This is a genomic window from Paenibacillus anaericanus, from assembly GCF_003994475.1.
GTDB lineage: Bacteria > Bacillota > Bacilli > Paenibacillales > Paenibacillaceae > Fontibacillus > Fontibacillus anaericanus.
The window spans coordinates 17,510-32,469 of the sequence record NZ_RZNY01000004.1; the positions used below are offsets into that span (position 1 = coordinate 17,510).

16 protein-coding genes and 1 pseudogene are annotated in these 14,960 nt (G+C 40.5%); 12 read left to right on the forward strand and 5 right to left on the reverse strand.

The annotated features are described in order from the left end of the window. Positions 1 to 35: 35 nt before the first annotated feature. Positions 36 to 671 (reverse strand): LysE family translocator, encoded by a 636-nt coding sequence (locus EJP82_RS06315; protein WP_127191202.1) that lies wholly within the window; start codon positions 669 to 671, stop codon positions 36 to 38. Between the two features lie 182 nt (positions 672 to 853). Here EJP82_RS06315 and EJP82_RS06320 point away from each other — a divergent pair, with 182 nt between their 5' ends. After that, complete coding sequence (locus EJP82_RS06320; protein WP_127191203.1) at positions 854 to 1,162, forward strand: hypothetical protein; 309 nt, start codon at positions 854 to 856, stop codon at positions 1,160 to 1,162. A gap of 283 nt (positions 1,163 to 1,445) precedes the next feature. On the opposite strand, the gene EJP82_RS06325 is transcribed toward EJP82_RS06320, so the two are convergent. Next, positions 1,446 to 3,113 (reverse strand): ribonuclease J, encoded by a 1,668-nt coding sequence (locus EJP82_RS06325; RefSeq protein WP_211350049.1) that lies wholly within the window; start codon positions 3,111 to 3,113, stop codon positions 1,446 to 1,448. A 511-nt stretch (positions 3,114 to 3,624) separates the two neighbouring features. Between EJP82_RS06325 and EJP82_RS06330 the strand changes: the two genes are divergently transcribed. The 9 genes from EJP82_RS06330 (at position 3,625) to EJP82_RS06370 (ending at position 10,580) form a co-directional block, all read left to right on the forward strand. Next, on the forward strand, positions 3,625 to 4,302 hold the full coding sequence (locus EJP82_RS06330) for a response regulator transcription factor (protein ID WP_127191204.1): 678 nt from the start codon (positions 3,625 to 3,627) through the stop codon (positions 4,300 to 4,302). Next, positions 4,299 to 5,306, forward strand: coding sequence for a sensor histidine kinase (locus tag EJP82_RS06335; protein ID WP_127191205.1), 1,008 nt, complete (start codon positions 4,299 to 4,301; stop codon positions 5,304 to 5,306). The genes EJP82_RS06330 and EJP82_RS06335 overlap by 4 nt, the downstream gene beginning before the upstream one ends. Positions 5,307 to 5,389: 83 nt before the next feature. Continuing rightward, positions 5,390 to 6,112 carry an ABC transporter ATP-binding protein gene (locus EJP82_RS06340; protein ID WP_425464325.1) on the forward strand — a complete coding sequence of 241 codons (723 nt, stop codon included), beginning with the start codon at positions 5,390 to 5,392 and terminating at the stop codon, positions 6,110 to 6,112. Continuing rightward, positions 6,109 to 6,882 (forward strand): ABC transporter permease, encoded by a 774-nt coding sequence (locus EJP82_RS06345; RefSeq protein WP_127191207.1) that lies wholly within the window; start codon positions 6,109 to 6,111, stop codon positions 6,880 to 6,882. Before EJP82_RS06340 ends, EJP82_RS06345 begins: the two co-directional genes overlap by 4 nt. Next, positions 6,879 to 7,646, forward strand: coding sequence for an ABC transporter permease (locus EJP82_RS06350; RefSeq protein WP_127191208.1), 768 nt, complete (start codon positions 6,879 to 6,881; stop codon positions 7,644 to 7,646). The genes EJP82_RS06345 and EJP82_RS06350 overlap by 4 nt, the downstream gene beginning before the upstream one ends. 13 nt (positions 7,647 to 7,659) lie before the next feature. Next, a complete protein-coding gene (locus tag EJP82_RS06355; RefSeq protein WP_127191209.1) occupies positions 7,660 to 8,331 on the forward strand; it encodes a DUF6138 family protein in 672 nt (223 codons plus the stop codon). Further along, positions 8,267 to 8,467 carry a DUF6138 family protein gene (locus tag EJP82_RS28795; RefSeq protein WP_341189652.1) on the forward strand — a complete coding sequence of 67 codons (201 nt, stop codon included), beginning with the start codon at positions 8,267 to 8,269 and terminating at the stop codon, positions 8,465 to 8,467. The genes EJP82_RS06355 and EJP82_RS28795 overlap by 65 nt, the downstream gene beginning before the upstream one ends. 214 nt (positions 8,468 to 8,681) lie before the next feature. After that, positions 8,682 to 9,557, forward strand: coding sequence for an aldose 1-epimerase family protein (locus EJP82_RS06360; RefSeq protein WP_127191210.1), 876 nt, complete (start codon positions 8,682 to 8,684; stop codon positions 9,555 to 9,557). Between the two features lie 594 nt (positions 9,558 to 10,151). Then, positions 10,152 to 10,580 (forward strand): SRPBCC family protein, encoded by a 429-nt coding sequence (locus tag EJP82_RS06370; RefSeq protein WP_127191211.1) that lies wholly within the window; start codon positions 10,152 to 10,154, stop codon positions 10,578 to 10,580. 281 nt (positions 10,581 to 10,861) lie between these two features. On the opposite strand, the gene EJP82_RS06375 is transcribed toward EJP82_RS06370, so the two are convergent. The 3 genes and pseudogenes from EJP82_RS06375 to EJP82_RS28305 all read right to left on the reverse strand — a co-directional run. Next, a complete protein-coding gene (locus EJP82_RS06375; RefSeq protein ID WP_127191212.1) occupies positions 10,862 to 11,932 on the reverse strand; it encodes a serine hydrolase domain-containing protein in 1,071 nt (356 codons plus the stop codon). 142 nt (positions 11,933 to 12,074) lie between these two features. Next, complete coding sequence (locus tag EJP82_RS06380) at positions 12,075 to 12,455, reverse strand: DUF6262 family protein (protein WP_127191213.1); 381 nt, start codon at positions 12,453 to 12,455, stop codon at positions 12,075 to 12,077. Next, a pseudogene (locus tag EJP82_RS28305) lies at positions 12,448 to 12,693 on the reverse strand (transposase); the annotation flags it as partial. The gene EJP82_RS06380 and the pseudogene EJP82_RS28305, both read right to left, overlap by 8 nt. Before the next feature lie 189 nt (positions 12,694 to 12,882). Between EJP82_RS28305 and EJP82_RS06390 the strand changes: the two are divergent. Next, complete coding sequence (locus EJP82_RS06390; protein ID WP_127191214.1) at positions 12,883 to 13,560, forward strand: response regulator transcription factor; 678 nt, start codon at positions 12,883 to 12,885, stop codon at positions 13,558 to 13,560. 128 nt (positions 13,561 to 13,688) lie between these two features. Beyond that, a complete protein-coding gene (locus EJP82_RS06395; protein ID WP_127191215.1) occupies positions 13,689 to 14,960 on the forward strand; it encodes a sensor histidine kinase in 1,272 nt (423 codons plus the stop codon).

Sequence of the window (14,960 nt, forward strand, 5' to 3'; positions counted from 1 at the left end):
TCCAATTTATTTGCTGTGGCCATTATGGCCCACAATCATGAAATATACTGCCACAACGCCAAAATGAACTCATAGACGAAATAAATCGAAAATCCGATAAGCAGAATACCAGCAAAGACGGAGACGCCCCGAATCATTTTACGACTCATGACCTTTCGTGTGACGGAAACGATGGATAACAAGCCAACATCATGGATAAGAATGCCGCTTAAAACGCCAATCGCTGCAATAGCGAAACTCCCTTTGTTGGAAGAGGTATACGACTCGGAAAGAACCGCGCCAAAAACAGATACCCAGAAGACTAGGTTACCGGGCGATACGGCCACTAGCAAGCCATTCCGATATGTGCTCCAGAACGATTTCTTTGTTTTTTCGTCTGCCGGTGTAATGTCCTTGTCCGCGTTTTTAATAGAATCGTAACCCAGATAAGCAAGAAACCCTGCGCCTATGATCCAAAGTGGAATCTGAATCAAAGGAAGAGAGAGGATGGAAGCAAACCCTAAAACCATAAAGATAATTAACGCAAAGTCGATCGTCATTCCGCCTAACCCAACAGCCCATCCGTGAAGGAAGCCGTTTTTCAGGCCTTGTTTGGTCATTTCGACCGTTATTGCTCCGACCGGCAGGGCAATGGCAAGACCGATCAGTAAGAATTTCAGATAAATCTCCATGCTATTTTCATTCCATTCTATGTTTTTTTAAGACACGTAAAAATAATTCTAATATATTACCTAAACGAAGGCAACCCTTGCTATTCTTGTCAAGCTGCTGAGTCAATCTTGTCATCTGTAAGATATTCGCCATTAATGTAGCATCAGTCAATCAAGATGCAGCATGGGAATTTATTAAGTATGTGTGCGGTGAAGACTATGCTCGTGCTAGCTCCGAATCTAATGAATTGTTGTTAGGTCAGCAACTGTTATTAAGTCGATCAGGATATATGACTGACTATGAAGGAACCAATTTAGAGCCGTTCTATCAATTAAGATCAAAATTGCTAACGCGTAGTGACGATTGGTACAAGCTACCTGATCAATTCTTCAACGATTTTACTACGATATTAAGTCGATTTTTTAATCAATCTAGCCCAATAAACTTTATGCTGTTTGAGGCCAAGAATATCCAATACATGTTCTTGTCCAAATCAAAAGACAAGAACTGATCTTCATATTTAAGAGCAGATCGTGCGGAGCTTCAGATTGTTATTCCAAAACGCTCCCTCTTTTCCTTGTATCGCAACCGTGAGTGTTAGGCAATTTTCAATACCGTAGATGATATCATTTCAATACATCCTTGACTTACCGCTAGACAAAAAAAGGTCCATGAGGTGATTCCTCGAGGACCTTTTTCAGTATTCTGACAGACTATTCAGGACATATTCATTTGGATTAATCAATAAGCGAATCCAGTATCTTCGTTAGTGTGTGATCAACGGTAACGGTCACTTAAACTTCAATGATGATTGGAAGAATCATCGGCCGACGCTTTGTTCTATCGTACAGGAACTTTCCTAGGGTGTCCTTGATGATTTGCTTGATAATATTCCATTGGCCCAGATCAGCCTTGCTCATCCCTTGAAGGGTCGTTGCTACAAGCTGATTAATCTCTACCATCAGCGTATCTGAATTCCGGACATAAACGAAGCCCCTAGAAATCGTGTCTGGCTCGTTCAGAATTCGACCATCCGCTTGGCTTAGTGAAATAACTGTGATGAGAATACCGTCTGCTGACAGCTGGCGCCGATCACGTAACACAACATTGCCAATATCGCCAATGCCTAGACCATCAACCAAAATCTGTCCCGCCGCTATTCGCCCCGATTGGCGAACAACGCCTGAACTCGATTCGACAATGTCCCCATTTTTTAAAATGAATATGTTATCGCTTTTAACCCCTACGTCTTCGGCCAACAAACTGTGGTGATGGAGCATTCGGTATTCTCCATGAATTGGAATGAAATATTCGGGTTTCATTAAGGTCAGCATTAGCTTTAATTCCTCTTGGCTACCATGTCCAGAGACATGCAGTTCGCTGCGGGAACCATAGATAACTCGTACACCTAGGATGTAGAGATTGTCTATGATCCGGGCGACGTTACGTTCATTCCCCGGAATCGGATTAGCTGCGAGAAGGACCGTGTCCCCGGCTTGTATTTCCATTAATCTATGACTTGAGTTTGCTAAGCGGGATAATGCAGCCATCGGCTCGCCTTGACTTCCTGTGCATAGCACAGCCAGCTTTTCCGGAGCTAGTTTGGCAGCATCTGCCGGCTCAATCAACATTCCTTCGGGAATGTTTAAATAACCTAATTCTTCAGCTATTCTTACAACGTTAACCATACTTCTGCCAAGCAGGGTAAGTTTACGGTCGGTAAGACTGGCAGCATCAACAATTTGTTGTAAGCGATGTACGTTTGAGGCAAAGGTTGAGACAAATATTCTTTGTTCGGCTTTATGGAAAGCTTCTTCAATATGGGCTCCTACAAGCCTTTCGGAAGGGGTAAAGCCTGGGCGTTCGGCATTCGTACTCTCTGAGAGAAGAAACTTTACACCGTTCTTACCAAGGTCGGCCATTTTATGTATATCAGGATATTGCCTGTTGACCGGTGTCATATCAAACTTGAAATCTCCTGTATGCACAACGGTTCCTTCAGGCGTATCGAATGCGATTCCTAGGCAATCCGGGATGCTATGATTTGTATTGAAGAAGGTAGTGGTAATGGAACCAAATTTAAGTGTGGATTCTGCATTAATGCAATGAAGGCTGGTCTGCCGTAAAATTCCGTGCTCCTTCAGTTTATTTTCGATTAAACCTAGCGTCAAACGGGACGCATAGATTGGAATATTTAACTGTTTAAGAAGGTAAGGAATTCCTCCTATGTGGTCTTCGTGTCCATGAGTGACCACTAATGCTCGTACTTTATCTATATTGTTCAATAAATAAGTAACATCGGGAATAATTAAATCAATTCCCAGCAAGCTCTCGTCGGGAAATTTAGAGCCGCAATCAATGACAATAATATCATCAGCGTATTGCAAGAGGTACATGTTCTTACCAATTTCATTAACACCGCCTAATGCGGTAATCCATAGCCGCTCTCCTGACATCTTCATAGAAGTTCCTCCTTATTGAGTTCCCCTATATTATGTGTAAATCCCAATGAACTATCCATGTATGAGTATACCTCGATCATTCATCTTTCTCGACAATTGTTGCTGTTTATTTGTAGCCCGCCAGATTGTACCTAAACTAACTGGGCACTATAGCTCATTAATGAAAGGGCTGCCGAGCGGGAGTTCTTTGTTCAACTAACTAAAAGTTTTAGCAATACACCGATACGGTGAGATTAGTCATTACCTTTGAGTTCACGACGGTCATTCTACTCAAAGTTTAGAAATAGTACTTATTAACGTATGAACCCGTATAACATACTTCCCGTAAATATAATGAGGACTTAGTTTAAATATCCCCCCCGAATTTTGAAAGAAAGAGCCAATCAGTTAGACGGGCCTCTTTTTTATGAAACTCTATTAACGATCGATAAAATTATCTTAACTGGAAATCATTTTTTAGATTGTGTTAATCTGTCTAATAGTGAACTCAATTTAGAGAGAAGGATGTTACTTGAAAAGAAACGTATTATATATTGAAGATAATGAAAAAATAGGCAGCCTTCTAAAAGAAGAATTGGAACAGCGAGGATTTTCTGTTCAGTGGCTGCTTTCTGGTGAAGGAGCCGAAAAAGAAGTAAATCGTCATGAAATCGTTATTTTGGATATCATGTTACCCGGTTTAGACGGATTTACTGTGGGAAAACGATTAAAAAAGGTAGCTCCTACTGTTCCTATTTTGCTGTTATCTGCTCGGACATCGATAGATGATAAAGTAGATGGTTTACAATTTGCTGATGACTACTTAACGAAACCATTCCATACGGATGAATTAGTTGCAAGATTAGAAGTATTAATTCGTCGAAATGGTGGAATACATACCGAACGCATTTCATTAGGAAATCATATTGAAGTAGATCCAGAAGTCCAAATTGTATTTGACAAGCGCACAGGAGAAGAAATTATATTGACAGGGAAACAACATCACATTTTAATGTACTTCTTACGCCATCCTAATCAAGTTTTACCAAAAGAACAAATATATGAAGCAATTTGGGAAGAAGCGTATATCACTGGCGATAAAACATTAATGGTGCATATCCATCGATTGCGTCAAAAGTTGGAACGTTATCCAGATTCCCCAGAGATTATTGAAACTTTGAAGGGAATAGGCTATCGGGTGAAACTATGAAACAGACTAAATCATTATTTCGTCGTTTTCTAAAAGGACATTTTCTATTTATCTTTTTTCCTCTAATTGTGCTTATTTTCTTCTCTGCGTTCATTGGGTCTTCTACCAATGGAGAAGAGCTGAATACGTTAAATCTATTTTACATTGTACTACTTTTGTTTGGTTTTATTATTGTCGCATTTGTTATAACATCTTGGATTTTCTTCCTGAGACTTCGTAAACGTCTCACCCGCTTACAAGAAGTTATGTCATTTTCAGCTAATAATAATTCATTTCCTAAACCAATATCTGTTCAAAGTGATCGAATGGATGAAATTGACCAGTTAGGAAGTTCTTTTAATTGGATGATTCAGCAGCTTGAAGACAGTCGCAAGCGAGAATATGAAGAAGAATTATTACGACATCGACTCATTGCGAATTTATCTCACGATTTACGGACGCCACTTACCATTTTGAGAGGACATGTCACCAGATTAAATAAAGAATCAATAAGTTTAGAAGGACAGAACTCATTAACAGAGATAAACCATACGATTACTAGAGTCGGAGATCTAATGGATGATTTACTTTCCTATACATTGCTTACATCAGGGAAACATCCTTTTGTGCCCACTTCAACAGATATTGGACGTTTAGTAAGAGCATCTGTTGCTGCGTGGTATCCTGTATTTGAAGAAAAAGAAATTCAGATCGATGTTGATTTACCGACAGAGGAGACTTTTTATTGGGAAGCAGATCCTAAATGGATGACACGGGTTCTGGATAATTTATTTCAGAATATTCTTCGCCACGCAGCAGAGGGAAAATATGCAAACATTGTGGTTGATGTAGAAAAAGAACAGATCATTGTTGCAGACAGAGGTCCAGGTATGGATAACTCTTCCTATGAGCGTGGGGCGGGGATTGGTTTATCGACTTCAAATTATATGTTGAAAAAAATGAAGCTGAAAGCTGACTTTACATCAAATGAAGATGGCACAAGAGTAGCTATTGGTAGAGCTTAACCTAAAGGTAACCCAGAAGTAAACAACATGATAACCGAGATGTAACTTTGCTACTTTATAATTAGAGCCATAACAGAAAGGAAGTGTTATGGTTGCTTACAATTAATAACTTAGTCAAACATCGCGGAACGGGGGAAATCTTATCAGGTATCAGTTTTAAAGCTAGACCAGGTAGAGTAACTGGTTTTTTAGGTCCAAATGGGGCAGGTAAAAGTTCTACACTTCGTATCCTGCTTGGATTAGATCGTGCCACCTCAGGAAGTGCACTAATTAATGGAAAGCCATTCGCAGAATTACATAATCCTCTAGCAACAGTAGGTGCTGCACTTGATGGATTTGGAGCTCATCGTATGCGAACAGGACGGGCCCATTTGCGTTGGATTGCTCGTGCTGCAGGATTGTCTCGCTCACGTGTCGAGGAAGTTCTGGAAATAGTAGGTCTTACTAATGCAGCTGGTAAAAGAGTTGGGAGTTATTCCCTTGGTATGGGGAGAAGACTTGGAATGGCAGCTGCGCTACTTGGTGATCCCAAAATATTGATTTTAGATGAACCCGTAAACGGGCTCGACCCAGAAGGAATTCGCTTCATTCGGACTTTTTTACGTGAACGTGCTGAGTCTGGAAACACGGTGTTACTATCCAGTCATCTAATGGGAGAGCTTGCAGAGACTGTTGATGATGTGGTGATAATTAAGCAAGGAAAAATCGTTGCAGATGGAACATTGGAAGAAGTAATAGGTAACCATTCCACGCTGGAGGAAGCCTATTTTGCCCTGACATCTGAATATGCAGGTGATGCTGTATGAGAGCATTCAACGCGGAACTATCTAAATTGTTCTCCCTGCCGGGCATTTGGCTTGCCTTTCTTATTGGGGCATTTGCCCCAGCGGTCATTACTGCCTTGGACAGTATAGCACAAAAAGAGGAGATTATAGCTGGAGTTAGCACACGGCTATCGGAAGTTGGCTATATTGGACTCGGTCTTGGTGTGCAAGGTGTCATTATTCTTGGTGTGCTTGCTGTTAGCAGTGAGTATTTGACAGAGAGCAGTGAATCTGGTGGAGGACAACAGATTACAACAAGTTTAACTGTTGTTTCATCAAGGCTTCATTTTTTGCTGGCAAAAGTAGGCGCTGTGACTGTGATCAGCATACTGCTGTGTATTGTTGCTATTATGACAACTGTGTTAGCAACGCATCTTATTCTTGGTGAATATGCCCCTGCATTTGAATGGTCTAGACTTATCGGTGCAGTTTGTTACTGGACATTCACTGCTCTTTTAGCACTTGGGATTACTTTGTTAACTAAGAATGGCATTATCCCGCTTGCTGTGCTCATAATAAATTCATCCGTTGTATCATTTAGTGTCCTGCTTTATAGGGTTACAAAGTTGGCGTTTTACTTACCAGATAGGGCTGGCGCTGAAATGTTTATGTTTACGAGCGGCACGTTCACAGGCAGTTTATTCGACAGATATCACACCCCGTTCACAGGCGGTTTAGTCATGTTTGCCTGGGTAGTCGTTATTTTCATTGTTGCAGCTATTGTATTCCATAGGAGAGACGTTGCATCATGAGTGTCTCATCTAGTAGAAAGATATCACAAATCCTTGGTGCTGAACTGGACAAATTAGTTACATTACCATTGATATGGCTCACTCTTATTGGTACATTCATTCTTAATTTAGCTTTAGCCGCAGCTTTTACTTCTGTTGGTCTACAAGGGGCAGCAGGAACACAAAGTATTCTGAATATAGGACTTGCATCTATGGGATATACTCAAGCAGGGTTCATTATTCTTGGTATCTTAGCTACTTGTTCGGAGTATACGGGTGGACAGATTCGAACTACTTTAACTACGATACCTTGGCGTGGGTTTCAATTATCTGCGAAGCATTTGGCCTTGGCAATTATAACTATTCCTGTGGCGTTTATTATTACTGCATCAGGTGTACTATATACTTTTATTATGATGAGAGACACAGCAGTAGTGATTGAAATAGACACAATGATAGAAACATTAGTAGGTGCAACAGGCTATCTAACATTAACCACACTTCTCAGTGCAGCTATAGGAGCTTTATTAAGACGAACCACTCCTGCTTTAGTAGTATTACTTGGATATTATTTCATTGTCAGTCCATTGGCGAGAGTTTATCTACCTAGTATTAAAAATTATTTAAATTATTTTCCGGATACGGCAGGATATTATATGTATACGCCACCTTCCTCTGATGAAATAAATGTCCTTTCACCCATGCAAGGGACAGGTATTTCAATGTTATGGACAATCATCTTTATTACAGTAGCTATTGTATTTTACCGTAAACGAGATGCCTAAGTTCTGTTTCATTTTGCTTATACACGAAGTTGGAAAGGGAGGTCATAACTTTTGTGGTCATGATGATAGAAATGAGTTCATAGGCCATCGTTCGCTTCAAGCAGGAGTAAAGAATTATCTCCAAGTAGCTTGGCGTGAGGGGGAAATACATATAGATGTTGAAGAACCGCTTGATTGGATTGACAGCTCTTATACAATCGAAGCAGGTCCTTATATTACCGAGCTCACGGATGAACGAATTAGAACTGAGCTTTATCCGGCATTACGCAAGCGAGTGGAGGAGCTCTTTTTATCAGAGAAACTAGGTCCTCGTTTTTTTGATTACCGGTTCCAGATCGTACTTTCCTTTGAAATGGAGGACGAAGACTTAACGATTTGCGAGCAGCTTGTAAACGAAGAGAAGCTGAACCAACTCCGGCAATCATTACACAATTTCATAAAATTCAAAATCATGCCCGAACTTCCGGTATTGCCGAGTGAGGATGAACAGTTTTCCTTTTCTCGGCACTTGATGCATCCTGATCTTATGAAACAGGAAGAAGAAGTCGTTGACCCTTTGATCCAGCGTTTATCGGACAAGCTTAATAGTAACAGGGTACGCTTGAACGAATGGAAGACCTGTGAAAAACTTCGTAATCGATCGGGTAGAGCTAGCAGATGTACTGCTTCAAGAGCTGTTGTCTAAAGAATCATATGAACAGGAGCAGGTTATAAATCGAATTTTCGGAAGCCGTGCAAAGCTGGAAAAAACCGTTAAGTCAGATCAAACGGAGTATAAACTTAGACATATTCTTGCGGAGCTGCTGGCTCTTGTAAGTTGATTGTATAGGTGTTTGTTTGTAATTTTCCATACGGGAATTGAACATTAAAGTCTACTTGGAGGGGATTTATTATGACGAAATACGAGTATGCTATAATGTTGTCAAGAATGGTATACAGGATGGAAAGCGGTTTGTCAGGAAACTGACAGGAAATCGAGCCATACTGGATGCAAAAGTAAACTGAACTTATATTGTACAAAAGGAGCATACAACAATGAATAAGATTTTGCGCAGCAGCTCGGCGGAAGCTGAGATTAATACCCTAGGGGCGGAACTGGTCAGCTTTAGAAAGTTGGATTCGGAAGCTGAGTACATTTGGAGTGGTGACGCCATGTATTGGACAGGCCATTCTCCGGTGCTGTTTCCCATTATTGGTGCGGCTCGGAACGGAGAGATTAAGGTGGAGGGCAAAGCCTATAAGATTGCCAATCACGGCTTCGCCAGACGCAGCGAATTTACGCTGGTCCAAGAAAGCGACACCCAGTTGGTTTACCGCCTCTCTTATGATGAGAAAACTCTGGCCAGCTATCCTTTCAAATTTAACCTATATATTACATATAAACTGAACGCAAGCACACTGGAACTTAGTTACAGGGTAGAAAATATCGATGAACAGGATATCTTCTTCCAACTCGGAACCCACCCGGCGTTCAATTGTCCACTTGATGACAACGGTAGCCTGAGCGATTACTATCTAGAGTTTGCTGAATCTGAAAACCTTGAAAGGTTGTTCCTGAATTCGGAAAACCTGCTGATCAGCGGGAAATCGGAGCCCGTTCTGAAACAAGAGAGAATCCTGCCGTTATCTCATGAAATGTTCTCCGAAGGCGCATTGATTTTCCGAAATGTGAGCTCTCGTCAGATTTCACTTAGAAGCAAGCACTCCGCCAAAAGCGTAGTTGTCTCCTATAAGGGTTTTCCAGACCTCGGCATCTGGCAGCCTTTGAACGCTCCCTTCATTTGTATCGAGCCTTGGCAAGGAGTGGCGGATACAGACGTCTTCGAAGGTGAGCTTCAAGCTAAAGAGGGAATTATTACCTTGGAGCCGGGGGAACATTTCACAAGCTCCCTGACCATAGAAATCAACTGACGATTCGAATGGATCTGCAAGGTTCTTAACAGATTAAGCTCGACTCTATACCATTGCAAATAGCATCAATCTATAGGTACGGTGTTATCTAAGATCGATTAACTAGATTAATTATTCAATAGAGTGATAATTACTAATGAAATGAAAAACACTGCAAAAGCCGCTTCGGGCATGACCCGGAACGGCTTTTGCATTTTAGTATGAACCAAGATTATTCACAGCAACGGCATAAAAAATAACGGTGTATTAACAAATATAGCCGATATTATCTACAGCAGCACCACATTGGCGAGAATGCACCAATCTGCTTACTTTGATAGTGGCACTATCAATCTCGAGCTCGTTGATCGTTATGTATTCCATAAATATGTAGATAACCAATGGAAAGTGGATGATGTGAATGTGGGCAGACAAATTATTACGCCATAATACGGACTAGCAGAGTTGAATCTTTCAGTTCGAGAAACAGACCTATTGCGCTTATTTCAAAAATGAGCAATTGAAAAGAAATCACATAAGCCGAACCATGGTATACTATTCGCATACAAATATTTACATAAATTAAATTTTTATAACGAAAGGGGATTGAGCAATATGGCAAATATCGAGCACTTACAGACCGTGAATGTTCCAGCTTCAAGTGTATATGAAGCATTATCCACTGCAAAAGGACTTTCGGAAATATGGACAAATGAACTAGTAGTCAATGATCAGATCGGTTGTATAAATGAGTTCCGATTCGGCGGCAAAGGCTTAACAAAGATGCGAATTGATGAGCTTGTTACCGACAAAAAGATTTTGTGGCAGTGTGTTGATTCAGATCCAGAATGGATCGGTACGACAATTTCTTTTGATATGGAGGAAAAAGGAGGGAAGACTTCAATCATTTTTCGTCAGATGAATTGGGAGGAAGTAACTGCATTTTATCGCTTATGTAATTATAACTGGGCTATTTTTTTGTACAGTCTTAAACAGTATTGCGAAGAAGGCGAGGGGCTTCCGTATCATAAACGGAAATTTTAGATCGATTTAAAACACAGATGGGTGGACTAAAGTACATGATCCAGAGAACTGATTTCGGAAGTATTGGGAGTGCTCGGGCACTCACTTCTAGCTGGTATTGTATTTGCCTGGTATAAAAGTATACATGTTAACACAGGTGAGTTGCGGGTGTTAGAAGAAAATAAAGTACTAGACTGAAAAATATCAAGACCTAAACTTAAGGAAATCAAATAAAATAAAGGGTTCTACATATTATGCATGACTAATATGTGGAACCCTTTATGTTTAACTATCGTGTCCCGTTAGCTTAATGACTTTTCTCTACATAAAATTGCTTCAAATATTTTTTTACCTATAGAGTCTATCATAGTTCCTTGAGAAGGTTCTTTTTTAGTAATCAATTTTATTAATTGAGCAAAATAATAATCCATAAGAGAATTTGAGAAAAAAGAATAATTTGATAGTAATACAATTCCTACACTAAGTTCCTTATTCAAAGCTAGATAACTATTAAAGCCAGAAGTGCCCCCGTTATGCCAGAGGATACATTTATCTAGAAGTTTATCCTCACCCCAGCCAAAATAACGGTTTGAATTTCCGATCCATATAGGGAGATGACTTTTTTGTAGTGTAGAGGCTATCGGATTATCATCATTTAGATTGGCTTGGACAAATAGACTCAAATCGCTAACAGATGACTTAATCCCCCCAGCTCCTTCAAGTATAGAAAGATCCCAATGAGGGACTCTTTTCCCAGTTGAAGCATGTCCATTCAAAAACCTGTCATTTTGTTCTGAATCAAGCATAACGGCTGTCTCATTCATCTTTAATGGACTCGTTATATATTTTTTTAACAGTTCGTCATACTTACTTCCTGACACCTTATATAGAATATTTCCCAGTAAGCCCACACCGATATTGGAATATTCAAACGAACCAATGCTATCAGTGTAATCAGCATTAGCTAAAAAAGCAGTTAAATCTTCCTCGGTATAAGTTGAATAAGGATTCGATCTATTTTTAGACAAAACGTGATTTGTTGCCAATATAGGTAATCCTGAGGTATGAGTAGCAAGACTTTTCAAGGTAATCTTATTCAAATATTCGTTTTCAACGTTTTGCACGTACTTACCGACAATGTCATCCGAGGAAACCAGTTTTTCCCGTTCCATTTCTAATAAAAGTATTGATGTAAATACTTTGGTTATGGAGCCGATTTCAAACAACATATTTTCAGGAGGGATCATACTTTTCTTTTTATTATTACAAAACGAAAAGTATTCAATATCTCCCTCCCTAATAATCCCGATAACAAGATGTAAATGTTTCTTATCTGTCGTATAATCTGAAACAAAACTTTGTAAATCCTTCATAGTAAAAGTTACTCCTTTTAGTTTAATGATGCTTCCATTACTCGAATGTTGAAATCACGTTAATCAACCTATTTCGGGAAGCTGAATTATGTATTCGTTTCCATTCTCCAACATTCCTGCCCGTTAGCTCAATGAAGTGCAACTAAAATTTTTCGTAAATCTGAGCATAAGCCTTTTTCATTTTTTCTCGTATTTCTTTGTTCTCGTTCTCCAGTGCTTTGATTTTGCGTTTTAACGTTTCGATGAGTATATCCTTATTCGCATCATTCATCTCACGCTTTATTTGCTTTGGAGTAGGTGCTTGTGATTGTTGACGGCGTAAGGATTCGATCCTCTCGCGGATATCTGAATGGTTATATAAACTCGCTTTCGATACACCCGATTCTTCTGATACGCTATTGAAATTGATGCTCTTGTTGGCTCGTAAGAGGCGTTTAATCGCCTGATCTACCTTCTCTAGGGTATTCGCCTTCCGTTGGGCATGGATTCTCTTCAGATGAGCTGTACGGTCGTAATTAGCCATTTCCAGCACTCACCTTTCTTTTTATACGGTCTTGTCTACCGAAAATGATATTGCCTTCTTGAAGGTTAGTTAGAATCCACTGATAACGCAGTAGATTTTTCTCATTCTTCTCAGCCATACCTTAACGACCATGTTGTTTTGCTTCCTCAATAGCCTTTGATGTGGTTTTAATATGCAGTTCATATTTCTGTACATCCAATTCAGAGAAGCCTATGGCTAAATCTTTACATGGGCTTCCTCCAGCACGGCGAAAGGGATGCCGTTGCTCTGTTATTTTTTATGCGTTGAATTCAACAGAGAGTCAACAAGCGAGCAATGAAAGAATTGCTAGACCGGTAAGGATAAATGGAGATATTACCCCGGCGGACTCACAAACCTATTAAAATATGTTACACTATGCCATATTTGTTCATCCATGGAGGAGCTTATGAATCTGTTGATCGTAGAGGACGATATTGGGATATCGTATACAATTGCAAGAGTTATGCAGGATGAAGGGCATAAGGTTACGGAGTGTCATAACGGAGAAGAGGGCTTGCATCACGCATTGTACGGCGAGTTCGATTTAATTATTTTGGATATTATGCTGCCTAAGGTTGATGGATTTACGTTCATCCAAGAGATGAGGAAGCAAAGAGTTGATACCCCGATTCTTTGTCTTACGGCAAAAGACGGATTAAACGACAGGGTAAAGGGGTTAACGATCGGAGCGGACGATTATGTGGTGAAGCCATTTGAGATTCCAGAGCTGATCGTCAGAGTTAAAGTACTGCTGCGCCGTTATGGCAATGTTAATCAAGAAGAGCAGATTAGCTACGGCCCGATTGCTATTCAAGTTAGAAATCGAACAATAACGGTCACAGGAGAAGAGCTGACTTTAACAGAAAAGGAATATGAGCTGCTTGAGTACCTGCTCATGAATAAAGAGCAGATCGTGACGAAGGAGCAAATCTATAACCGAATTTGGGGACTCGATTCGGAAGCTGGAATTGGCATCGTTGAGCTCTATGTCCATTATCTTCGGAAGAAGCTGTCTTCATGTCATGCCGATCAATATATCCAAACCGTAAGAGGTTTGGGCTACATACTCAGAATAAACGAGTAGTTTTCAAAGGGAAATCAAAGGATTTCGGCACCATGATTCAAAAGATGGCGGTTGCCAGCCTGAATGAGGACCCCGAAAAGTGAATCAATATATCAAGTCCGTCAAATAAAAGGAGAGCAGATCCCGATATGATTAAACGCACGCTAGTACGAATGACGATATGGAACAGTACGGTCGTATTTTGCTTGTTTATCATACTGGGGGGAGCGTTATACGGGATGGCGCGTTATCGGATCTATTCCGACATTGACCGTCAGCTGGTGTTTAATATTGACCACATGCAACAATTTTCTCTAAGTAACGGGGAGCAAGTCATATACATTGATTCGAAGGAACCGGAACGTTTCATGATGATATTTTATTGGGATTCCAACGATACCTTACTTCAAAGCTTTATATATAAATGGCAATTTATCGATTTGAGTTCGATGCTTCGGGAAAAACAAAACCACATGGGACCCGAGTCAATACGCGTGGATAAGAAAACCTATCGATTCGTGAGCAGACCCTATCAGGGCAATTTGCCAGTAGTCGAGGAGCTGTCTAACAAGCCGTTGAAAACAGTTCAGATATTTACGGAAATTTCTGCCGAGGCGTATTATTTGAATCGGTTATTATGGAGTATTAGTATCGGAATTGGTATCGGCGCGTTATTATCTATCATCGCAGGTTACGCATTGGCTAGAAGGGCACTCATTCCGATTCAGAAGGCTTGGGACAAGCAGCAGCAATTCGTTGCAGATGCCTCTCACGAGTTGAGGAGTCCGCTTTCGGTCGTCCGAGGGCAAACGCAAATATTGTTACGCCATCCCGATCATACGATCGAGGAAGAAAGCGCTCCAATATCAGCCATTCTAAAAGAAACCAAAAGAATGAGCAACATGGTAGACGGGATGCTTCTTTTGGCAAGAGGCGATTCTCATGAGGAAGTCATCTCATGCAAACCTGTGCGAGTTGACGGGATCATTAAAGAGATTGCAAAAAATATAGAGCCGATAATGGATTACAAGCAGTTGCGGTTACAGCTTCATGTCGAAGGCTCGGAATTTCTCATGAATGGAGATGAGGATCGTCTCATACAGTTGTTCATGATTTTGTTGGACAATGCTATTAAATTTACGCAGGCAGATGGGCAAATCGATCTTGAGTGTCTTAGGCAAGGGAAATCAGTTCTCGTAACCGTCAAGGATAACGGAGTGGGTATTTCGGAACACGAATTGCCACTCGTATTTAATCGCTTTTACAAGGGAGATTCCTCTAGAAATAGAGGGGATCATGGAGCGGGGCTAGGGCTATCGATCGCGCGTTGGATCGTCGATCAACATCAAGGTTCTGTACACATTAGCAGCGGGGTAGGGTGTGGTACGACTGTTATGATTCGTTTTCCCGTGATTAGTTAA

Excerpts from the sequence above, each read along its gene's own strand:
- EJP82_RS06325 (WP_211350049.1), bottom strand. The coding sequence starts at position 3,113 with ATGAAGATGTCAGGAGAGCGGCTATGGATTACCGCATTAGGCGGTGTT.
- EJP82_RS06360 (WP_127191210.1), top strand. The coding sequence starts at position 8,682 with ATGAATAAGATTTTGCGCAGCAGCTCGGCGGAAGCTGAGATTAATACC.
- EJP82_RS06350 (WP_127191208.1), top strand. The coding sequence starts at position 6,879 with ATGAGTGTCTCATCTAGTAGAAAGATATCACAAATCCTTGGTGCTGAA.
- EJP82_RS06380 (WP_127191213.1), bottom strand. The coding sequence starts at position 12,455 with ATGGCTAATTACGACCGTACAGCTCATCTGAAGAGAATCCATGCCCAA.
- EJP82_RS06345 (WP_127191207.1), top strand. The coding sequence starts at position 6,109 with ATGAGAGCATTCAACGCGGAACTATCTAAATTGTTCTCCCTGCCGGGC.
- EJP82_RS06395 (WP_127191215.1), top strand. The coding sequence starts at position 13,689 with ATGATTAAACGCACGCTAGTACGAATGACGATATGGAACAGTACGGTC.
- EJP82_RS06335 (WP_127191205.1), top strand. The coding sequence starts at position 4,299 with ATGAAACAGACTAAATCATTATTTCGTCGTTTTCTAAAAGGACATTTT.
- EJP82_RS06315 (WP_127191202.1), bottom strand. The coding sequence starts at position 671 with ATGGAGATTTATCTGAAATTCTTACTGATCGGTCTTGCCATTGCCCTG.
- EJP82_RS06375 (WP_127191212.1), bottom strand. The coding sequence starts at position 11,932 with ATGAAGGATTTACAAAGTTTTGTTTCAGATTATACGACAGATAAGAAA.
- EJP82_RS06370 (WP_127191211.1), top strand. The coding sequence starts at position 10,152 with ATGGCAAATATCGAGCACTTACAGACCGTGAATGTTCCAGCTTCAAGT.
- EJP82_RS06390 (WP_127191214.1), top strand. The coding sequence starts at position 12,883 with ATGAATCTGTTGATCGTAGAGGACGATATTGGGATATCGTATACAATT.